The sequence below is a fragment of the Paenibacillus sp. NPDC058174 genome (genome assembly GCF_042883865.1).
Taxonomy (GTDB): Bacteria; Bacillota; Bacilli; order Paenibacillales; family Paenibacillaceae; genus Pristimantibacillus.
Genome location: NZ_JBHVUY010000012.1, coordinates 39,809 through 60,054, shown reverse-complemented (window position 1 = coordinate 60,054; position 20,246 = coordinate 39,809). Strand labels below are relative to the sequence as shown.

Sequence of the window (20,246 nt, the reverse complement as noted above, 5' to 3'; positions counted from 1 at the left end):
TACAACATACGGCTAGTCCGCATAAAAAAAGAGACCATCCTCGCAGCGGATTGGAGCCTTGCGGGATGGTCTCATCATCGGATATTCGATTATTTATGCACTTTAACCCGTTCCTCGATTGGTTTGAACTCTTTGTCACCCGGCTGCGCGGTAGGTTTGCCGAATGGCATTTGAGCGAGAAGCAGCCAAGAGTCCGGAACATTCCACGTCTTTTTCACTTCCGCATCGATCAACGGGTTATAGTGCTGCAGCGAAGCGCCAAATCCTTCACTCTCGAGCAATGTCCATACGACATGCTGCAGCATGCCGGACGATTGCATCGACCATTTCGGAAAATTATCGGCATAAGAGGGAAATTGCTTTTGCAGTCCTTCAACAACCGCCTGATCTTCGAAAAACAACACCGTGCCGTAGCCGCTCTTGAACGAGCCCAGCCGGTCTGCAGTCGAGCTGAACTGGTCAGCGGGCACGATGTCGCGCAGCGTCTCGGTCGTAATATCCCATAGCTTATTATGGCTATCCCCTAGCAAGACGAGCACATTGGCGCTCTGCGAGTTGAAGGCTGAAGGGCTATATTTTACCGCATCGCTAATGAGGGAAACAATTTTCTCGTCCGGCAGCACCGATTCTTTGCTGATTCCATAATAAGTGCGTCGTGCTTTGACAGCTTCCAAATATGCATTCGATATCGCATTCGTCATGATGCAGCCTCCTCTGGAAAAATACGCGAACAGACGCGTTTCGCAGTTAGAATCCCCAGAAGCGGCAGTGCTATGACTGACGGATTAAGGAAGCTGATTTGGATTTGGATTTGGATTTGGATTTGGATTTGGATTATGGTTCTGGTTCTGGTTCTGGTTCTGGTTCTGGTTCTGTCTCTTCGCCTCCCCTTCTCCCCACTTACTGTTAATCCACGAGATCGCAAACGAAATGACACCAAGCAGCAGCAGTACGACAACTTTATAGAGACTTTCTTTGCCGCTCAAATCCATAAAGATTGCTTTGACAGCCACAAGAAGGAGTACGGCCGAACCAAACCAGCGGAACCAGGATTCTCTGCGGTAGGCGCCCCAGAGGAACAGCAGCAGCGCATAGACACCCCATGTTACCGTCAGAGTAAGCTTCATATAAATACCGGACGAGCCATTAAAGTATTCCGTAAAAATATTTTCAATCTGACGCGACAACAGTCCTCCGATAATGAGATGCGACAATGTGGCATAGATGTTGGCCAGCAGCCGGTTCGATCCTGCTTTCAAGCCCGGCATGTTCATGCTGGTTGCATAGTAGAAGCCGATAGCTGCAAGCACCATCCAAGCAACAGCACCCCAGTTCAAGAAAGGAATGTAGACACCGAACCATTCGCCGCGCGGCGTGCTCCAGGTAACGATATACCAATAGAGGCCTACGATGATCCAGATCGACACGGAAATCAGGCTGGCTGCAAGCCATTTGTTAATACGTCCAAGTGCAAGGAGTACGATACTAATAATGCTCCATACAAAAACGTTGATAAGCGGCTTGATCTCCAAGCCATTGCCCACCTGATTCAGAGCAAGCAAGAAAAGCAGCAGGCCTACCGTCCAGTAGACGGAAACGGCGGCATCCACTTTTTGCAGCAGACGATTAACTACAAAGCCTGACAGCATGAAGACTAGGCCGATAAAAATAAGCGGATATGCAAAATGAATGTCATTCCTCCAAATCAGCAGCGCCCAGAATCCGAACAGCACGCCGTTAGCAACGCTCAGGTACAGATTAAGACCGTCGAAGCTGAGTTTGTTTTTCCACGAGGACACGAGAAACGCAATTTGATAGAACAGGAAAGCTGCAAGTGCATAACGGATCGGCATGCTCCAAAACCCGTCCAGCACAGGATTGAAATGAAAGAAATATACGGTGTACAGCAGCCAGCTGCCGGCAAATGCGGCCGTCCGAAGCTCCGTCCAGCCTTTGACGAGACTGAGGTAGAGAAATGCGCAATTAATGACAAGAAGGTAGACGAACAATGCGAATACTTGGTCCGTTTCCGGCTTCATCGTAAGCGGAGACAGCAAGCCTCCAAGCAATGCGATATTCATTAGCAGTCTGGAATCGAACCGGTAGGCGTACACGGCTGCAGCAATGGTAATGACCGACATGCCGAGAAGGACCGTCATCGAATCCCAAAGCCCGTAGAAAATGCCGGAAAACGATACCGTCATATACAGCAGAGAAGCTCCCAGACCCATGACGATCTGGCTGACGATTGGCCGGTGCTGCAGCCGGAAGCCTGCGATAGCAAGACCGGTTCCGAACAGAAGGCCAAGAACGATTTTCATCGAATCGGTAATCCAGCCTCTATCGATCGTGTACTTAAACAGTGTAATACAGGCGATCAGAACGAACAGCGCGCCCAGCAGCGACGTTCCGTGCTTTTTTATCAGCGTTCCATAATTCATTGTTCATTCCTCCTATTTGTTGACCATTCAATAGCTTTCATAAGGCCGAGCAATATTAAAATCAGCGCGATTGCGACAAGCTCCAGCTGCAGCAAATACCAGGGCCAGGGGCCAAGCAAATCCAGTAACGAAGCTGTATCGGGCTTGCGCGCCAAAAACATAAAGTTCGTAGTGCCGGATATCGTATTGACGACAGCTGCCGGAATAGCCAGCAAGTGCAGCCATACATAAGCCCTTACTGCCGATTTAACATTTGGGCGGTAACGCTCCACCGCTGCCCAGAACAGACAAGCGGCAATGATGCCGATATGGGCAACGTAAAAATGAAAGTAGCGGAAATGCGGGAAGCTGTACCCCAGGTTCGGTGTCAGCAGCGCTTGCAGAGCGCCCAGTATACCGAGAAAAAACACGACATCGCCCAGCTTGGCGTTTCGGCTAATTAGCAGTACTGCTGAACATAGCACCATCAGACTGCAGAGCTGAAACGGAAGTGCATACACACCCCAATTGCCCCCTATCACATACCAGCTCTGAAAAGACAGCTCACAGGCTACTAGCAGTGCGGCGAGCGTATATCGGACGGCTTTGTTGATGCCCGGCTTTCGAATCGGCTGCCGCAATAAGATGATTGCTGCCGCGACAACTAAGGTTACTAACCACACCATAGTGAATTCCTCGCTTTTCGAATTCGTTGATGTCTTCATTTTTATGGAAAAAGGGCAAAAAAAATAGTACCAACTTTAGTTGGTACCTGGTCAGCAGACCATCTGATCCGCGCATGAATATTCGATTCTTCTATAGTTATCCTTTCCATGCTGGCAGCTTACCGCTAGCCGGACTCCAACACCTTCTTGTGTTAGACAGCACTGCTTGTCACTGTGTCAAACCAAAGCGCCCTCCGCCTTTGGCAACTCAACATTCTGTCACGCCTACTCAAGGCCACACACATTACATTTCAAAACGCTGCAGAGTTGTGACAAACTTCTCGCACTCGCACAGTACGAAAAATCAAAATGCAAAAGTACATTTTGTTTTGCCCTATATGGCCCAAAACAGCCCTCAAAATGTAAAAATACATTTAAAAACCTTGAAATCCGGCTTATTGGCGCTATTTGGGTCGATCAACCTGCACTTTTGCATTTTGTTGCGATAAATCGCCGATTTCGCAGCATACAAACTGTATTTTTACATTTGGATTCGCTTACACCCGCCACTCACCGTCGTCCGTCATGACTACAGATATTTAAGTGCGCCATTAATACAGGCTATTGAGTGAACGTGAAGCTATTCTGCAATAGCCAACTCAAGAACTCCCAATTGTCTGTGATCCGAAGTCGTGTATGGTCTGGTCTGAAGCCTGGGTGAGCGGAGCGTTTTGAGTTCAGGATGACTTTGCGCAGATTCGATACATTTCTCATCGCGAGCGCGATAGAAAAATTGGAATCAAGTACGGCAGCATGAGCCAAAACGCGCAGCGATCCCGGTCTTAACGCACCAAGCGCTACTTTAGGTGCCATCCCCATCATTATCGCGCTTAAACAACCCCATAGCCTTCGCTTCCCGTGCCGCTTCCTTGGAGCCGCTGAACTGCAGCTTCTTCAGCACGTTGTTGATGTGGTTTTTGACGGTACGGACGGAGACGACAAGCTTGTCGGCGATCTGCGTTTGCGTGTAGCCCTCATCGATCAGCTCCAGCAGCTGCAGCTCGGCCGGCGTGATGCGGTCGCTCATTTTTTTCGCCTCAAACTCGCGCTCCAGCTTTTTCAGCCGGCGGAATTCTTCCCGCATTTGCTCAGCGGCCGCGGCACTTATCGTCGACTGCCGTTTTGCTGCGCCTCGGATCACATCCGGCAGCGTCTCAAATTCAGACTTAATCTGATAATCGATAGCCCCCGCTTGGAAAGAACGCAGGATCAGCTCCTTCTCCTCCATCGAAGTCAGCATAATGACACGCGCTCCGGTTGAGAGAGCGACAGCTTCAGCCAATCGAACACCTTCCGGCTGTCCCTGCAGCATAATGTCCATGAGAACGACATCCGGCGGTTCCAAGCCCTCTTCGAGCGCCTGTCCCACCTCGTCTGGCGTGCTGGCGGTAAACACAAGCGAAAATCCCTGCTGCCCGCTCAAATAAGCGGATAATCCGCGCAGCCAATCCTTGTCGTCCTCCACGATCCATAGCCGGATCGGATTCATGTCATGCCCATTATCCATTTGCTTCCCTCCTTTCATTAACTGCCACTTCGGCTTTCGGTTCTATTCTCACTGCGCATACCGCATTTTTTCTAAACACGAGATTCACCGACGTTCCCTCGCCCCGCCGGCTGGCAATTTGCAAGGTGCCGCCATGCTTGCGCATAACGTTATAAGCATAGGGCAGCCCAAGGCCAAAGTTGGCTCCGTCACCGCTTTTTGTCGTGAAAAACGGCTCCAGCGCCTTCACAGCCTGTGCCTTCCCCATGCCAGGACCCGTGTCTGCAATACGGATCCAAAGCTCCCGCTTTGTTTCCTTTAGCTGCACGATAAGCTCGCCTTCCCCCTTCATCGCTTCCAGCGCGTTAGAGATCAGATTAGACATCGATTCTCCGATCTGTGCAGGATCAATCGTCACTTTCCATTGCACCGCAGGCAGTTCAAGCCGCAGCTTGACGCCGCCAAGCATCGGCTGAAAGGTTTGAACCGTCTTTTCGATAAATGGATTAAGATCGACAGTTGTCGTTCGCAGCTGCAGATCCTCCGTCCGCCGGTGAACCCGGCCGATCATTTCCTGTATGTGACGTGATGTATGCAGAACGGTCTCGACGTCGGCAAGCAGCTCCGTCTGCCCCGTCTCGATGGCATAGGCTTTCATTTTTTCGCCGAACAGCTTCATTTTACCGACGTCGTTTTTGATCGCATGATTGAGAATTGCAGTACCCGAGGTGACGGCCCGCAGCGTCGTATCCAGTCTGCGCCGCTCGATCAGAATTCGAACGCCCATAAAGCCGTAAGTGAACATCCCGATCAGAAACACTGCTACACCGATACTGACGAACCAAGTATTATATATCCACATGCGCAGCAGGCCAAAGCTCGGCAGCACATAGCTCATCGTCATGCTGAGGAGCACCGTCGGAAGCACCGCAAGACAGACGATCGCATGCTTGCGCGCTTGCGAAGCCAGTCCATTTCGTTTCAATAGAACATTGACCGTCCCGAACAGCATATACGGAACCGCCCACCAGACGACGATTTTATAGGTAATGGGATACATCTCGTTGTAGCCGGGAGTAAACAGCAGGCATAAGGCAATCGGCACAAACAGCAGGAGCGGAAGCATTAGTCCAAGCTTCGCTAACGGCCGAATCGGACGATAAGCGAGCGAGAATAGCAGAAACGTATAAGGCAACCCGTAATAGGAAGTCAGCGAGGAAGCTGCTTGCACCATATACAGCATATGCACAGCCGTCTCACTCGAAGAGGACACCGCCTCTATATGCGGAATAATCGTACCGTCAATAACTGCAGCCAAAGCGCCTGCTCCGCCTGAAAAAGCAACTCCGCTCAGCCGCCGGTTGATCGCCGATCTCGAATCGGATAAAAGCAATATTAATGCAACGCCCCATAGCGCGATCAACACGAAAAGCATCGGTGCAGCTCCTTTTTGTTTATCTAGGTATCTTTAACCATAGCGTTGAACGGATTGGGTCGTCAACCCTATGTCATCATTCATTTGGAGAAAAAAAACGGACCCGCGTTATTAAAGCCTTCGCGAGTCCATTTGCCGTAGATGATTTCCTGGGTAATTATTCGGTAATTATTCGGTTACAGTGATCGTGATCGGCGAATATTCACCGATTACAGTCTGTCCATGAACCGATACGCTGCCCTCCGGCGTCAGATCCTTCTCCGTCATAATGCCCAGCGCAACGGTGAACTGATTGAATTTAACCGGCACGCCTTTTTCCCTGCGTATTTCCCGGCCGTTGATGAAAAACACAATTTCGTCTTCTGCCCGATTGTACGAAATTTTGTACGTATTAAATTCTCTGGCGTTGAAATCCTCCGCTTCTTTAAAAATACAAAAAAAGCGGGTCTTGTCCGACTCCGGCACAGGAACTCCCGGGAAAGGCAGCACGGCGTAGACGCTTGCGTACTTATCGTTGCCAGCGAAGAAATCCAGTGCTCCGCCGGTCGTGAAATCGAGCAGATTTAAGGAGACATAGCCATCGTACAGATCTCCTGGAGCTGTGTTTTGCGAACGGGCGCGAATTTGCAGCTCAAAGCTGATTTCGCCGTTTTCCGGCACTTCTACCGGTTTGGCCGAATAGTACATATGCTTCGCATTATCGAGAATTTGTACTTGTTCATGCTTGCGACTTAACGGAGCTCTTACATATAAAATGCCGTTCCGTACAATAACGACCGCATCGGGCTCGCGATATTGCCAGAACGAGCCGTCCGGAAGCGGGAAGCCGCCGATTGTCCATACTTTTCCTTCATCCAGTATCGTATCGAAGTCACCTAACGTCCATTGTTTTGCCATGCCAATCCCTCTTCTCCCGTTAAAATTATAGCAGCCCTTCCACAATCAAAGCGATGATAAGTATGAGGCCGCAGCGAATAGTTACTTGCAGAGAAGCTCCCATCAGCGGCAAATAAGCGACAGATTCATTGTTTTCTTTCAATCTCCCATACACTCGGTAAAGCGGCCATGCCGTCAGCAAAGCGATAATGGCATAAATCGGCAGCGCCCCCGCCGCAACGCAAGCGATTAGCGATAGATAGGCTAGCGCCAACAGCCAGCGCGAGAATACGAGCGCACGACGCTCGCCCCACACGACGACCAGCGTTTTTTTCCCCGCCTGCCTGTCCGCTTGCCAATGCAGAAAATGATGGTTAAATAAAATAAGCGTCGTCAGCAAGCCTATTGGAAGGGACAGCAGCAGCGCCCGATAATCCAGCTCAGACACCTGCACATAATACGCTCCGGCAACCGGAAGAACACCGAATGACAGCAGAATCGCAACTTCGCTGTATCCTTTTCCCCTATAACCGAATTTAATAGGCGGAGCTACATAGAAGTAGGCCAGCAACGCGCCCAGCACCCCGAACACTAGCACCATCCAGCCGCTTAAAAAGGATAATATAATGCCGCACACGGCGGCCAGTGCGAATAGTCCCCAAGTAACAGCTGCGAACGTCCGCAATTGCCAGGTTCCCTTTGTCAGAAAACCGGAATTCGTCGATATCGCGCCCTCTGTCTTATTTGCTGCATCGTCGGTACCGTTGTAGTAATCCCATAAGTCATTAATCATATTCGAGAACAAATGCACCGCTCCCGAGCCAATCAGCGTTAATAGAAGCAGCCACAAGTTCAGCTTGCCATCCCATACAAAAGCTCCCAATGCGCCAAGCGCAACGGGAATCAGCATAACCGGCAATACCCGAATGCGAGCAGCTTTCATAAATTGCTTCGCAATGCTCATCTGCATATTTGCCTTTTCCCCTCTGCTGTCTCACTCTATGAAAGGCAGCGGTTAATCGTCATCGTGTTCATTATTTATTGAACCACTCCCCCAGGCGAGCGTCAACAGCAAGAATAGGGCGAATGATTCAAAAAATGACAAAAAGAACGATTCCCGCAATTGCGAAATCGTTCCTTGGTACTATTCTGCATATAAGGCTCGTATATACCCGCAGGCGGGATTTGACTAGGGTGAGAGCTAGAGCTGAACCCGTTTGTTCAACATTTTGACCATTGCATAAAACATGATAGCAGCAACGACTGCTTGCATGATTGCCGAACCCCATAATTGTGTACTCCATAATTCGACCTGATAGCTGATGACATTCGCGGCCGAGTCCGTCTCAGCTACAAAATTGAAACTGCCGTTATTGCCGTTATTGTCGAACAGCAATTTATCCATCCACGATACAACCATCTGAATGACGAAGAACGCCGCAATACCAAGCCAAGGACCCAATTTCTTAATCGAAACAGATTTGGCAAGCGTAATACTGAACTGAATTGCGATCGTCAAGAAAAGCAAGGTCCAAAAGTAGATGATCAAAGCGGCCGCCAGATTCGACAATGAATCTGCAATGGGATTCAGTACATGGAAGCTTGAACCTGTCACTGCATTATAAAGCTCGCTATATCCATAAAAAACAAAGGGTAAAATGATAAGCGCTATTGCTCCTAAAACAAGAGGAGAAGCGATCGTCCATCCGCCTGATACTGGGATAAGACGTCTGCTGTAGGAGGAAATGTTTGCTGCATACGTTCTACACATGAACACGACAATCATAGAAACAGGCACCATGAAGCCTACAGAGCTAAATATATATACGATATTCGCGTTCCAATTCAGCAGACTATGGCTAAATAAAAGGAATAGCTGCACGATGGCAAAAACGGCTGTAAATGTCGTGAACGCCACACTGTTTCGCTTCCAGTCATACTTCATTATTTTAAGCAGATTGTTCATGATTCCGCATATACCTCCTTAAACTTCTCTTCCACGCTCTTGCCATGCTTAATCCGGATCGTTTCGACTTCCTCATGGAGCACAACCGAACCATTGCGAATAAATACGACCTCGTCGAAAATCCGCTCGATATCGCTGACTAGATGCGTTGAGACGACCAAACAGCTTTCCTCGCTGTAATATTGCAAGATCGCGTCCAATATTTTGTCGCGCGCGACGAGATCGACGCCGCCAATCGGCTCATCCAGCAAATAAAGCTTGGCGTTGCGGGAGAGCGCAAGCGACAAATGCAGCCGTTCACTCATTCCTTTGGACAATGCGCCGACGCGATCGTCTTCTTTTACATTCATGAAACGAAGCATCTCTGCCGCCTTCACCTTATCGAAATCCGGGTAAAAGTCTTCATAGAATTGTACGGCGTCCTTTACCCGCATCCAGCTTTCTGTCAGCGGACGATCCGGCATGAAGGAGGTTACAGCTTTTGTAGCCGTTCCAATTGGAAGCCCGTCAACGGCGATTGTACCTGACGTAGGCTGCAGCAGGCCTGCGGCCATTTTCATAATCGTGCTTTTACCGCTGCCGTTGCTGCCAAGCAATCCGACGATTTTGCCAGGCTGAAGATCAAACGAAACGTTATGCAGGGCATCACGCGAAGAAATGTAACGTTTTGACACTGATGATAATTTTAAAATGCTGCTCATCTGTCACTCACTACCTTTCTTATCCTTATCGGACACTGCGTCCGAGACGATGGTAATAATATCTTTGCTTTCAAAGCCAAGCTCTTTCATCCCTAGCACGAAGCGGTCCAGCAAATCGCCTGCCATTTCCTTCTTAATGCTCATAATCGTCGACTCCTCACTCGTTACATAGCGGCCCAAGCCGCGTTTGGTCTCTACAATGCCTTCCCGCTCCAGCTCTTGAAACGTCCGCTGAATCGTGTTCGGATTAATTTGCAGCTCCGCCGCAAGCTCACGAACCGAATCGATTTTGTCTCCGGGCTTAAGCTTGCCGACAATGATTTGCCGCTTTATATGGTTCATGATTTGCAAATAAATCGGTTGGTTGTTGTCGAACTCCATCGTCACAATGGCGATCCTCCTTATAGCAGTTTATGCTGCCACTGTATTATTGTATTGGTGTTATAGTTAAATAGTACACTAAGATTATAGGTGTGTAAAGAGGTGTTTGCGGAAAAGATTTCTGCTGCCGCGGAATGTGTTGCGATTGACGTTTAAAAGCCGCGGGATCGCGGGCTTTTGCGGCTGAGGGCGTTGTCGCGCAAAGGGGGTACTGGCGCAGCTCCTGGCGGCGTGTGTGGCAGTTGTAATAGCGAGGCTGTTTCGCTGTTATGATGCTAGTGCTCGCAATGCTGTTCAACGCTGCAGCGAACCTGTTTCGCTATTTTGCGAAGCTAACTTCGCTGTTCTAATGCTAACAAAGCTGCTCAATGCTACAGCGAACCTGTTTCGCTATTTTGCGAAGCTAACTTCGCTGTTCTAATGCTCGCGCCCCCTCGGCCTCGCTTTAGCGAAGCAATGTTCGCTACTCGTGAACCTAGGTTCGCCATTTACGAAATTTACTTCGCTGTTGGAGCAAAGCTATGCTCCGGCACTACCATTAGCGAATTTAGCTTCGTTATATTGCGAAGCTGCTTCTCTATCCTGCTACCCAGCAAAAGTACTCTACAGTATTGCGACGACGCTCTCCCTGCAGCGAAACTGTTTCGCTGTTTAACGAAGTCAGCTTCGCTGTTATGATGCTCGTACCCTCTCGGCCTCACTTTAGCGAAGCAATCTTCGCTACTCGTGAACCTAGGTTCGCCATTTGCGAAATTTACTTCGCTGTTTGGACAAGGCTGTGCTCCGGCACTATCAGTAGCGAAATTTAGCTTCGTTATATTGCGAACCTGCTTCGCTATCCTGCGCCCAACGAGAGTACTCTACAGTATTGCGACGACGCCCTCCCTGCAACGAACCTACTTCGCTGTTTTGCGAAGTCAGCTTCGCTGTTATGATGCTCGCGCGCCCTCGGCCTCGCTTTAGCGAAGCAATGTTCGCTACTCGTGAACCTAGGTTCGCCATTTGCGAAATTTACTTCGCTGTTTGGACAAGGCTGTGCTCCGGCACTATCAGTAGCGAATTTAGCTTCGTTATATTGCGAACCTGCTTCGCTATCCTACTGCCCAGCAAAGGTACTCTACAGTATTGCGCTGACGCCCTCCCTGCAACGAACCTACTTCGCTGTTTAACGAAGTCAGCTTCGCTGTTATGATGCTCGCGCCCCCTCGGCCTCACTTTAGCGAAGCTAACTTCGCTACTCGTGAACCTAGGTTCGCCATTTGCGAAATTTACTTCGCTGTTGGAGCAAAGCAATGCTCCGGCACGACCAGTAGCGAATTTAGCTTCGTTATATTACGAACCTGCTTCGCTATCCTGCTGCCCAACAAAGGTACTCTACAGTATTGCGACGACGTTCTCCCTACAGAGAACCTGTTCCGCCGTTTTACGAAGTCGGCTTCGCTACCCTGATGTCCAGCCAGAAAACTTCATTAAGTTGGTTACTTGGCACCTGCGCCGAATGCCTGCTATTGTACATTGTTCCTCCCCATGCCTACGTTGCTCCAACTAACCTTCGAATTCTTCCGGCAACTTGCTCAACATAAGCGCACTCTCCCTAGTCTGCCTCAGCTGCAATAATCGAAGTTACGTAGCAACTTCGATTATTGCAGTAAACCAACCCAACTAATTAGTTACTTGGCACTCGAGCCAAATCTGTGTAATCGCACAATATTCTCCACGAACCCAGGTTTACTCGCCCGCCCTCCCCACTTTCACTCAATTTCGCTCACATTCAATGAAAACGACATGCATTCCCCCATAAACAAACGAACGTGCGAACAATCAATCTGGCGAGTGCACACTTACTAATCAAATCAACAAACAAAAAAGCCTGAGGCACATCCCTTTAATCGGGATGCGACTCAGGCTCCGTTTACTTTTACACTTTAAATACAGCTGCTTTCTCTTTCAGCACGCCAGACGACTGCTTGAGCTCTCCCGCAAGAGCGCCCAGCTGGTCAGACACAGCATTTTGCTGCTCGGAGAGGCCGCTCATGACATCCATTTTGCCGTTAACGTCAGAGGACGTTTGCAGCAGCTTATCTACTGCTGTAACGATGTGGGTCATGCCGGATGTAATTTCCGCGATGGCAGTGGAGATTTCACCCACTTGCTCGGACAACGCGCTGCTTTGCTGCTCCAGCCCCTTGAACATATCGCTTGCCGCAATCGACGCATCCTTCGTCGTGGCAATAACCTGCGAGAAGGAACCGAGACGATCGCTGCTCGATGCCACATCACTCTGAATGAGCTGAAGCTCTTTCGTAATGTTTTTCGAGAACATTTCAGTCTGGCCGGACAGCTTGCGAATTTCTTCAGCTACGACAGCAAAACCTCTGCCATGCTCGCCTGCGCGAGCCGATTCGATCGAGGCATTAAGCGAAAGCAAGTTCGTTTGCGTATTCAAATCTTGAATGCCGCCCAAAAACTTCGTTACAGTGCCAAAACGCTGCACAATACGATTAAACGATTCATTAACAAGCTCGAATTGCTCAACTGTCTGGTTAACCATCTCAACGACGCCTTCCATATCCTGCGCGCCTTCTTGGGAAGCTTGACGCATTTGGCGCATATCGCTATTGATATAATCGCTGGATGCGGCAATTTCCTCAGAGCTGGCCGAGATTTGCTCGGTAACAGCAGAAATGGAGGAAGCATCATCATATTGGGACAGCAAAGTAACTGTACCCACTTTAATTTGATCGCGAACCTGCTCAGAGGCAGTACGGTTGCGGTCGACCATCTCGCCCATCGAATTGGACATGCTGAGCACCGTTCCGCTTACTTCAAGCGTAGATTTGATTGTATCGCGCAAACGATGGCCCATTTCGGACAGCATCCGGTCGATATCACCGAACTCGTCATGCCGGTCCACTTTCAGATCGTATGTAAAATCGCTGTTTTTATAGGCGTCAATCCGGCCCATAATGCCTCGCAAGCCCTTTTTGATGCTTTGGCTAAGCGTATAGGACATCAAGAACGGCAGCACAGCCAACAGCAGAACGTTAATGATAATAATGGTATTCGCAAAATCCACACTTCGGGCAAGCTGCTTCTCATTGGATGCTTGGTCAACGTTCATCCGGGCTTCAACCGCTTCGTTCGCATAGCTCAGAGTAATCGTATAGACGCTGATCAATTCCCGGATACGCAGCGACTTCATATCGCTTCGCAATTCCGCGTTGTCCATGGCAAATCCGCTCAAGCTGTTATAAGCCATTTGGAAAACCTTCACTTGGTTGCTGTACTCCAAGTCGCCTTCTTGCGGCGGATATTTCTGATCCATCTTTTCGAAGCTTTTCGTCAAGTTGGCCAGCATATCAGGAATCGGCTTCATCGATTGTGTGATGATATCCGACTCGTCTTCCCCGTTTTCAATCGAATTGATCATTAGAAGCATGGTGCGGAGCATCGTATCGGACAATGCTTTGTACTCCCGTTCGGTATCGCCAAATTCGTTGGAGCTGTCAATTGCTTTCGATACTGATAAGTTTTGCGTGTAAATCAATACCCCCGCCGCTACGTTAAAAATAGTAATAAGCGACGTAATAAGCAGAAGCTTAGACGTAATTTTCTGCTTTTTCACGAACATGGCCGCCTGATTCGGCCACTTTTTCCATTGAGCCATCTGTCCTCTTTCTCCTTTTCCTATCCCTGAAAAGAATAAAAGCTATCCGACCAGATGGGCGGATAGCCTGATTTCAGCGCATTTTCCTTGATCTGGTGGTCTGGCAGCCGTAGTTTTGCAACCTTAGGCCCATAACTTTGCGTCCTTGTTTTTCAACAAGTTTGCTCTTTTCAGTTCATTTTCTATTTTTCGACCACTTTCGACACCCTTCTAGTTTAGGACATTTTTGCCAGTTTGTCTAACAAAATATATTCATATTTTCAGAGATTGGACGCTTCTTGTCAGGTTGTTTATAATGGACAGAAATAATAAATAGCAGCGCCTGAAGGAGAATGATTATGGACTTCCGTTTGGATCTCATAGAAAATAAAGTTGAGTTTTTCGAAGCTTATGATCTAAGCACACTGGAAAAACAAATCGACCGGCAAATCGAAAATAATAAAGCGCTGATGCTGGATGTGCATTCAGTGCAGCATCATTCCGCGTTCAACCAGCTTACAGGTAAAATGCACTATAGCGCAGTTGTTCACTTCAAAGTAAAAAGGCAATAAAAATAAATTTATAAATTTCTTAAAAAAACAGTTGCATTATCTTTAATGTTTATGGCATAATACATTTTGTGCCTGAGAGATTTTATGCCGGTGTAGCTCAGTTGGTAGAGCAACTGACTTGTAATCAGTAGGTCGTGGGTTCGACTCCTATCGCCGGCACCATCACAGGACGGGATGTAGCTCAGCTTGGTAGAGCACCTGGTTTGGGACCAGGGGGTCGCATGTTCAAATCGTGTCATCCCGACCATCAATTAGACATTTCAAGAAGCTTGATGCTATCAAGCTTCTTTTTTATTTCTTCTATATATACAGATAAAGAAACAGGCTGCCGAGCACAACTCAGCAGCCTGTTTCTCTTAAAGTCCGTCAAACGAGCCTAGCGCCCGCTTGGCGAGGTTTGACAAGGCTACATCATCCATCGGCGGATTGTGCAGCCCGGCTCTCACATCCCTATAATAGCGCTCCAGCGGAAGATTGCGGGAAAGGCCGGCGCCTCCTACAACCCGCATCGCCAGATCAACAATTCGCAGCGCCCCATTCGTCGCCACGTATTTGGCAAGCCCCAGATCGGCACGCAGTTCTGCTCTTCCTGCAGGATCCCGGTCCCATCGGTCTGCCAAGCTATACAAGAGCGTCCGGGCTGTAATAAGCTCAGCCTCCAGCTCGCCGAGCTGACGCTGAATATTCGGCAAATCTGCAATCGGACCATTCAGACTGTTCGGCCGGTAATCTCTTGCAAAGCGCAGCGCGAAATCCCGGGCGGCATGCGCGATACCGATATAACAGGCCGGTATATGAAGCATCGCGCCCCCATGATCGGAATCCGCCTGCGTCTTGGGACGCAGGGCCGCGCCCGCAATCGATTCCCCATCTGGAACGAACACATCCTTGAATACCAGATCATGACTGCCCGTCGCTCTCATGCCCATCGTGTTCCAGGTTTCATCAACTTCAACACCTTCCCCGATACGGACAAAAAACTCGCCGACACGGTCCTCCGACTCCACCGAGGCCGAGACCATGCAATGCGTAGCGACTGGACTAAGCGTACTGAACGTCTTCCGGCCATTGATCAGCCAGCCGCCTTCAGTATGTACAGCTGTCGTCTCCGGCTTGCCGCCGCGGCTGGGACTCCCGGTCGCACGTTCGCTGGCATAGCTGTTGAAGATCGCACCATGCTCTACAATCTCTTGGCTTAATGCCCCATAGAGCGAATCCGGCCAAGCCTGCGATATTCGAAGCTGCATGACTAGCGCCACATGCCAGCCGACAGCAAGCGCTGTCGAGCCGTCTCCGCGCGCCAAATGCTCCTGCGCCAGCACCAATTCATACAGCGAAGCCTCTTCCCCTCCGTAAGCCTGTGGAACAGTCAGCGCCAAATAACCGCTTTCCCGCAAATCTTTAAAATTTTCAACTGGAAAACTGCCATTAAGGTCATGCTGGGGTGCCCTAACCGCGAATAATTCCGCTAATCTATCCGACCTTGCGGCGATGGCCGCCTCCCGTTCATTTCGTATAAATGGATCTTGCTTGGAAAACTCGGACATCTGTTGTTCAGCTCCCTTTTCAATATTCGAACCTCTGTCCATTCTATTAATCATAGTATATCGGTATACTTAGTTGAATAAAAGCAGTTTCCGCATCAATTCCTATCTAATAATGAAACTTTCCGGCGTATGAAGCGTCTAGTCCATTATGAAAAAGAAACCAGCCCTTTATAAAATTATTAGTATCGCCTTAATCATTGCTGTTCTAACGATAAGCTATGCAGCCTATGACATTTGGTCATCTGGCAAACCCCGCGAGCCTATCGCTGCAGATGCCGCTATCGTCCTGGGGGCAGCCGTCTGGGACGGCAAGCCTTCCCCCGTGCTGCGAGGCAGAATCGACCATGGCATTTGGCTTTACGAGCAGGGCTATGTGCAAAAAATTATTTTCACCGGAGGAAAGGGACACGGCGGCCAATGGACAGAAGCGCTTGTATCACGCGACTATGCCTTGGAACAGGGCGTGAATCCGAGTGCCATTCTCGTGGAGACGGAATCGACGATAACAGAGGAAAATTTGCGATTTGCAAGCAAACTGGCGGAAGAGCAGCAGTTGCATACCTTTGCCATCGTCAGCGATCCTCTTCATATGAAACGGGCGCTTACCATTGCAAAAAAGCTTGGAATGGACGCCTATGCCGCACCCACCCCAAGCTCTGCCTACAAAAGCCTGCAAACGAAGCTTCCCTTTCTGTTTCGGGAGCTGTTCTATTATATCGGCTACAAGGTTACGTCGCCGTTTCGCAGCTGACAGCCGGCTGGCCTCTGAAATTATTTCAGAGCCAGTCTTCCCGCCTCGCAAAACTGCTTCAGCGCCTGCTCGACAATGGCTCTTGGAGCAGCCAGATTCATCCGCAGCCAGCCTGCTCCCTCCGTGCCAAATGCCGATCCGAGGCTGAACGCTAATTTTGCTTCCTCAACCATCCATTTCTTCAGCTTACGGGACTCAATCCCTAATCCGCGGCAATCCACCCACAGCAAGTAAGTTCCTTCCGGTCTGAGCGGCTCCACCTCCGGCAAATGCTCGGACAAGTAGTCGATGGCGAAATCGAGATTGCCCTTAACGTAGTCCAATAATCCGTCCAGCCACTCTTCTCCTTCCGTATAAGCGGCGGCAATCGCTGCTTCAGCGAAATGATGCGGATAATTCAGGCCAAGCACCTGCAGCCGCTTATCCATTTTTTTCTTCAGCGCTTCATTAGATGTAATGAAATAAGCCGTTTGAATGCCAGGCAAATTGAACGTTTTTGTAGCAGCTGTGCACGTGATGGTACGATCACTAAGCTCAGCCGAGAGCGAAGCGAACGGAGTATGCTTATAGCCAGGGAACGTCAAATCGCAATGAATCTCGTCGGCGATAACTGTCACGCCGTATTGCAGGCACAATGCGCCAAGCGCTCGCAGCTCTTCCTCCGTCCATACGCGGCCGCCTGGATTATGCGGGCTGCATAGAATCATCAGCTTGGCACCGTTCTGGAACAACGTCTCCAAATGCGGAAGATCCATCTCATAGCGTCCGTTCCGGATGACGAGCGGATTTTTCGCGACAACGCGGTCATTGTCCTCAACCACCTCGTAAAAAGGCGGATATACCGGCGTCTGAATAACGACGGAATCGCCTGGCGAGCTTAGCAGCTCTACTGCAATGCTAATTGAAGTAACGACCGTAGGCAAATTACCGATCCATTTCGGATCAATATTCCAGCCATGGCGCCGGCTGTACCAGCTAGTAATGGCCTCGTAATAGTCGTCCGAAAAGAACGTATAGCCGTATATCCCCATCTCGGCGCGATCAGTCACAGCTTTGCGGACAGCCGGCGGACATCCAAAGTCCATATCGGCTACCCATAGCGGCAGCAGTTCGGAGCTGCCGAACAGCTTTTTCATATCATCCCATTTATAAGATCTCGTATTTCTTCTATTAAATATTTGGTCAAATGGATTGGTCATCGTCATCGTTGTCTTATGCCTCTTTTCAAGTCTGCGTTTCTATCCATCATACCAAATCGCCATTTTTAATGGAACCGATATGTAAAAAACGACCCCTTTCATCCTGTTCTGCAGGCAAAAGGGATCGCTTCCTTAAAGTACGATTATGAATAAAAGCCGGGAACGGGAGCTTGCCCGTTCAAAAACCAGTTTCCGACGGTGCGCAGCTTGAACTCAGCCGGATTATGCAGAGAATGCGTGCGGACATTGCGCCAGAAACGGTCATAGCCGTATCGGGAGGCTGTCGCCCTTGCACCCATCACTTCAAAAATCCGGCTCGTCACTTCCAGCGCCATCCGGCTCGCTTGTACGTTAGCCGCTGCCACGATGACCGCGCAGTCCCCCCGCTCGGCTTCGGTCAAGGCAGTATCTCGAGCCCATACGGCATCAAGCTCACGATCTGACTTCTCTACGAGACTAAGCGCGGATTGATAGGCCATCCACAATGGCTTATGGTGGACGGCTCCGCAGACGCTTCGTCCAGGCCCGATGTGTACCACGGCCTCGACTTTGTTTTCGTATAATACTTAGCCTCGTCCAATGCGCCCGCAGCGCTGCCGATAAAAATGCTGGCCAATATGCTCTGTGACAGCTGCGGAATGAGCGTAGAAAATACCGTCTGCCCCCCATAAGGAGTTTCCAGTATTTCATCCGGCTCTACCCGCACCGACTCGAAGGAGACCGTGCCGCTGCCGGTTTGCCGCTGCCCCATATTGTCCCAATCGTCATGCACCGTCACTCCCGTGCGGGAAGTAGGGATAATGCCCTCATAGTATTCTCCCGACGCGCTGTCATTCCATGAAATCGCAAGCAAGTCCGAATCCGGCGACCCGGAGCTGAACGATTTGCTGCCGTTTACAAGGATGGCACCATCCTCCAGCCGCTGGCCTACAATTGATTTTTCAAGCGGATTGGAGGAATTGCCCCAGAAGTAATTGTGCTTAGCTGTCGTTTCATAGAAGTATGCCTTTTGCGATTCGCTGCCAGCCAAATGAGGCGCTACGAGACAAAGGAAATGATAGCCGTACACATGTGCCAATGCCGCATCGGTCCGGGCAAATTCTCGCACAACCCCTAACACGTCGGACCATTGCCCGCCGTCCCCGCCATACTCTCGAGGAATGAGCAGCTTCAAAAGACCGCTCTCGCGTATCCAGTCCCGCTGTTCCTTCGGCGTGCCTCCCTCCTTGTCACGCTGGGCGGCGTCCTCGCCAAACCGCTTCGCCAGCTCCGATGCCAATCTCCTATATTGCTGCTGTTCTACCGCCGTTGCTGCCATGCCGTACTCCTCCTTCCGCTTAATCGCCGCCCGGCGTGAACAGCTCAGGCGGCTGGCCAACCAGATCCTTGCCGACCAGCTCCCGCGCCAAATGATTGGAAGGCGCCAGAACAAGCCCAGCCCGCACATCCCGGTACAGCCGCTCGATCGTCCCTTTCTTATATCCGTACCCGCCAGTCACATCCATCGCGATGGACACGACCTGATTGGCAACCTCCGTCGCATGGATTTTGAACTCGGTGGCTTCATACCACAGCTCGCCCAGCAGCCTGCCTTCGGCTTCATAGCGGTTGTACTTGTCGGCCAAGGCCAGCTGCCAAGGCCTCAAGCTGCTTAGCGCAATTTTCGCTTGCGCCAGCTGCTGACGAATGACCTGATAATCTGCGAGACTGCGGTTGAAATCGCGATGCACCGTATTTTTCACCCGGTTGACGACGATGGACAACGCCTCCTCCGCCACCCCGATCCAAGCGGAGCCGATGCCTAGCAAATAAAGCGGGTCAACGCCATTAAATGCAATTTCAATCGCTCTGTTCTCCCCGGCAAGCAAATCCGCACGCGGCACCTTTACGCCATCCAGCTTTAGCGGCCCGCTTTGATTGCCGCGAACACCGAGCGCCTCCCAAGGTCCAGCTGTTATGCCGGGGTCCTGGCCGTCAACGATGAAATAGCTCAGATCAGTCGGTTTCTCCGCACCGGGCGTCCGAGTCTGAAGCACGTAGAAATCGGCATGGCCTCCGCTCGTCGTGAACGACTTTTCCAGATCCAGCACATAATCATTTCCGTTGCGCTTCGCCTCGCTCAGATTGAACCAGGTATGGCCTCCCGTCGCTTTCTCGCTCATCGAATGCGTGCCAATTGCACCCGTCCGGACCGGCTTCAGCCAGCGCTTCTTCTGATCCTCGGAGCCGTAATAGACGATCGTTTGCGCCGCCCCTACATGCATCACATAGATCAGCGAAGTTGAAGGGCAGCCCTTGCCGATCTCTTCCGCTGCCAGCGCAAACGCTCTATAATCGAGACCCAGACCGTCATATTCGGTCGGAATAATGATACTGTTCCATCCTGCGTCCGCCAGCGCTTGCAAATTTTCCGAGGGAAATACGCCCTCCCTGTCAATCCGCTCTGCATTTGGTCTTATCACTTCATCCACTGTCCGCCGAACTTCGGCGAGCAACGCTTCATAAGAAGCTTCTGAAACGGTCGTATTTATTGCTGTCATC

Annotated in this window: 18 protein-coding genes, 2 tRNA genes and 1 riboswitch; of the genes, 4 read left to right on the top strand and 16 right to left on the bottom strand. The window is 50.2% G+C overall.

Annotated features, from left to right (window positions below):
• Window positions 1–89: 89 nt before the first annotated feature.
• The 11 genes from ACFVVF_RS27925 to ACFVVF_RS27875 form a co-directional block, all read right to left on the bottom strand.
• Entirely contained in the window at window positions 90–689 is a 600-nt protein-coding gene (locus tag ACFVVF_RS27925) for a nitroreductase family protein (protein ID WP_387816466.1), read from the bottom strand.
• A gap of 96 nt (window positions 690–785) precedes the next feature.
• The gene (locus ACFVVF_RS27920) at window positions 786–2,441 is read right to left on the bottom strand and encodes a DUF2339 domain-containing protein (protein WP_387816399.1); all 1,656 of its coding nucleotides are present in this window, start codon (window positions 2,439–2,441) and stop codon (window positions 786–788) included.
• Complete coding sequence (locus ACFVVF_RS27915; protein WP_387816397.1) at window positions 2,438–3,106, bottom strand: YwaF family protein; 669 nt, start codon at window positions 3,104–3,106, stop codon at window positions 2,438–2,440. The genes ACFVVF_RS27920 and ACFVVF_RS27915 overlap by 4 nt, the downstream gene beginning before the upstream one ends.
• Window positions 3,107–3,947: 841 nt before the next feature.
• Entirely contained in the window at window positions 3,948–4,652 is a 705-nt protein-coding gene (locus ACFVVF_RS27910) for a response regulator transcription factor (protein WP_387816396.1), read from the bottom strand.
• Entirely contained in the window at window positions 4,645–6,066 is a 1,422-nt protein-coding gene (locus ACFVVF_RS27905) for a sensor histidine kinase (protein ID WP_387816394.1), read from the bottom strand. The genes ACFVVF_RS27910 and ACFVVF_RS27905 overlap by 8 nt, the downstream gene beginning before the upstream one ends.
• 168 nt (window positions 6,067–6,234) lie before the next feature.
• The gene (locus ACFVVF_RS27900) at window positions 6,235–6,963 is read right to left on the bottom strand and encodes a DUF6081 family protein (protein ID WP_387816393.1); all 729 of its coding nucleotides are present in this window, start codon (window positions 6,961–6,963) and stop codon (window positions 6,235–6,237) included.
• Between the two features lie 25 nt (window positions 6,964–6,988).
• On the bottom strand, window positions 6,989–7,906 hold the full coding sequence (locus ACFVVF_RS27895; protein ID WP_387816464.1) for a prenyltransferase: 918 nt from the start codon (window positions 7,904–7,906) through the stop codon (window positions 6,989–6,991).
• A gap of 237 nt (window positions 7,907–8,143) precedes the next feature.
• Window positions 8,144–8,908 carry a hypothetical protein gene (locus ACFVVF_RS27890; RefSeq protein ID WP_387816391.1) on the bottom strand — a complete coding sequence of 255 codons (765 nt, stop codon included), beginning with the start codon at window positions 8,906–8,908 and terminating at the stop codon, window positions 8,144–8,146.
• Window positions 8,905–9,609: an ABC transporter ATP-binding protein gene (locus ACFVVF_RS27885; RefSeq protein WP_387816389.1), complete on the bottom strand. Its 705-nt coding sequence runs from the start codon at window positions 9,607–9,609 to the stop codon at window positions 8,905–8,907. Before ACFVVF_RS27885 ends, ACFVVF_RS27890 begins: the two co-directional genes overlap by 4 nt.
• Window positions 9,610–9,612: 3 nt before the next feature.
• Entirely contained in the window at window positions 9,613–9,996 is a 384-nt protein-coding gene (locus ACFVVF_RS27880) for a GntR family transcriptional regulator (protein WP_387816387.1), read from the bottom strand.
• Between the two features lie 1,912 nt (window positions 9,997–11,908).
• Window positions 11,909–13,657 (bottom strand): methyl-accepting chemotaxis protein, encoded by a 1,749-nt coding sequence (locus ACFVVF_RS27875; RefSeq protein ID WP_387816385.1) that lies wholly within the window; start codon window positions 13,655–13,657, stop codon window positions 11,909–11,911.
• A gap of 91 nt (window positions 13,658–13,748) precedes the next feature.
• Window positions 13,749–13,833, bottom strand: a riboswitch (cyclic di-GMP riboswitch).
• 162 nt (window positions 13,834–13,995) lie between these two features.
• On the opposite strand from ACFVVF_RS27875, the gene ACFVVF_RS27870 reads away from it, so the two are divergent.
• The 3 genes from ACFVVF_RS27870 to ACFVVF_RS27860 all read left to right on the top strand — a co-directional run bounded on the left by ACFVVF_RS27870 (window position 13,996) and on the right by ACFVVF_RS27860 (window position 14,455).
• Entirely contained in the window at window positions 13,996–14,208 is a 213-nt protein-coding gene (locus ACFVVF_RS27870) for a YrzA family protein (protein WP_387816383.1), read from the top strand.
• A gap of 86 nt (window positions 14,209–14,294) precedes the next feature.
• A tRNA-Thr gene (locus tag ACFVVF_RS27865) sits at window positions 14,295–14,370 on the top strand.
• Between the two features lie 8 nt (window positions 14,371–14,378).
• Window positions 14,379–14,455 (top strand) — tRNA-Pro (locus ACFVVF_RS27860).
• A 109-nt stretch (window positions 14,456–14,564) separates the two neighbouring features.
• Here the strand turns inward: ACFVVF_RS27860 and ACFVVF_RS27855 are convergent.
• Complete coding sequence (locus ACFVVF_RS27855; RefSeq protein ID WP_387816462.1) at window positions 14,565–15,755, bottom strand: acyl-CoA dehydrogenase family protein; 1,191 nt, start codon at window positions 15,753–15,755, stop codon at window positions 14,565–14,567.
• Between the two features lie 148 nt (window positions 15,756–15,903).
• Between ACFVVF_RS27855 and ACFVVF_RS27850 the strand changes: the two genes are divergently transcribed.
• On the top strand, window positions 15,904–16,506 hold the full coding sequence (locus tag ACFVVF_RS27850) for a YdcF family protein (protein WP_387816381.1): 603 nt from the start codon (window positions 15,904–15,906) through the stop codon (window positions 16,504–16,506).
• 20 nt (window positions 16,507–16,526) lie between these two features.
• Here the strand turns inward: ACFVVF_RS27850 and ACFVVF_RS27845 are convergent, their stop codons facing one another.
• The 4 genes from ACFVVF_RS27845 to ACFVVF_RS27830 form a co-directional block, all read right to left on the bottom strand.
• The gene (locus ACFVVF_RS27845; protein ID WP_387816378.1) at window positions 16,527–17,711 is read right to left on the bottom strand and encodes a MalY/PatB family protein; all 1,185 of its coding nucleotides are present in this window, start codon (window positions 17,709–17,711) and stop codon (window positions 16,527–16,529) included.
• 137 nt (window positions 17,712–17,848) lie between these two features.
• A complete protein-coding gene (locus ACFVVF_RS27840) occupies window positions 17,849–18,184 on the bottom strand; it encodes an acyl-CoA dehydrogenase family protein (protein ID WP_387816376.1) in 336 nt (111 codons plus the stop codon).
• Window positions 18,154–19,023, bottom strand: coding sequence for an acyl-CoA dehydrogenase family protein (locus ACFVVF_RS27835; protein ID WP_387816374.1), 870 nt, complete (start codon window positions 19,021–19,023; stop codon window positions 18,154–18,156). The genes ACFVVF_RS27840 and ACFVVF_RS27835 overlap by 31 nt, the downstream gene beginning before the upstream one ends.
• 19 nt (window positions 19,024–19,042) lie before the next feature.
• On the bottom strand, window positions 19,043–20,245 hold the full coding sequence (locus ACFVVF_RS27830) for an acyl-CoA dehydrogenase family protein (RefSeq protein WP_387816373.1): 1,203 nt from the start codon (window positions 20,243–20,245) through the stop codon (window positions 19,043–19,045).
• Window position 20,246: the final 1 nt, after the last annotated feature.

Excerpts from the sequence above, each read along its gene's own strand:
- ACFVVF_RS27840 (WP_387816376.1), bottom strand. The coding sequence starts at position 18,184 with ATGGCCTATCAATCCGCGCTTAGTCTCGTAGAGAAGTCAGATCGTGAG.
- ACFVVF_RS27855 (WP_387816462.1), bottom strand. The coding sequence starts at position 15,755 with ATGTCCGAGTTTTCCAAGCAAGATCCATTTATACGAAATGAACGGGAG.
- ACFVVF_RS27920 (WP_387816399.1), bottom strand. The coding sequence starts at position 2,441 with ATGAATTATGGAACGCTGATAAAAAAGCACGGAACGTCGCTGCTGGGC.
- ACFVVF_RS27905 (WP_387816394.1), bottom strand. The coding sequence starts at position 6,066 with ATGCTTTTCGTGTTGATCGCGCTATGGGGCGTTGCATTAATATTGCTT.
- ACFVVF_RS27900 (WP_387816393.1), bottom strand. The coding sequence starts at position 6,963 with ATGGCAAAACAATGGACGTTAGGTGACTTCGATACGATACTGGATGAA.
- ACFVVF_RS27875 (WP_387816385.1), bottom strand. The coding sequence starts at position 13,657 with ATGGCTCAATGGAAAAAGTGGCCGAATCAGGCGGCCATGTTCGTGAAA.
- ACFVVF_RS27830 (WP_387816373.1), bottom strand. The coding sequence starts at position 20,245 with ATGACAGCAATAAATACGACCGTTTCAGAAGCTTCTTATGAAGCGTTG.
- ACFVVF_RS27870 (WP_387816383.1), top strand. The coding sequence starts at position 13,996 with ATGGACTTCCGTTTGGATCTCATAGAAAATAAAGTTGAGTTTTTCGAA.
- ACFVVF_RS27895 (WP_387816464.1), bottom strand. The coding sequence starts at position 7,906 with ATGAGCATTGCGAAGCAATTTATGAAAGCTGCTCGCATTCGGGTATTG.
- ACFVVF_RS27890 (WP_387816391.1), bottom strand. The coding sequence starts at position 8,908 with ATGAACAATCTGCTTAAAATAATGAAGTATGACTGGAAGCGAAACAGT.
- ACFVVF_RS27915 (WP_387816397.1), bottom strand. The coding sequence starts at position 3,106 with ATGGTGTGGTTAGTAACCTTAGTTGTCGCGGCAGCAATCATCTTATTG.
- ACFVVF_RS27835 (WP_387816374.1), bottom strand. The coding sequence starts at position 19,023 with ATGGCAGCAACGGCGGTAGAACAGCAGCAATATAGGAGATTGGCATCG.
- ACFVVF_RS27910 (WP_387816396.1), bottom strand. The coding sequence starts at position 4,652 with ATGGATAATGGGCATGACATGAATCCGATCCGGCTATGGATCGTGGAG.
- ACFVVF_RS27885 (WP_387816389.1), bottom strand. The coding sequence starts at position 9,609 with ATGAGCAGCATTTTAAAATTATCATCAGTGTCAAAACGTTACATTTCT.
- ACFVVF_RS27850 (WP_387816381.1), top strand. The coding sequence starts at position 15,904 with ATGAAAAAGAAACCAGCCCTTTATAAAATTATTAGTATCGCCTTAATC.
- ACFVVF_RS27845 (WP_387816378.1), bottom strand. The coding sequence starts at position 17,711 with ATGACGATGACCAATCCATTTGACCAAATATTTAATAGAAGAAATACG.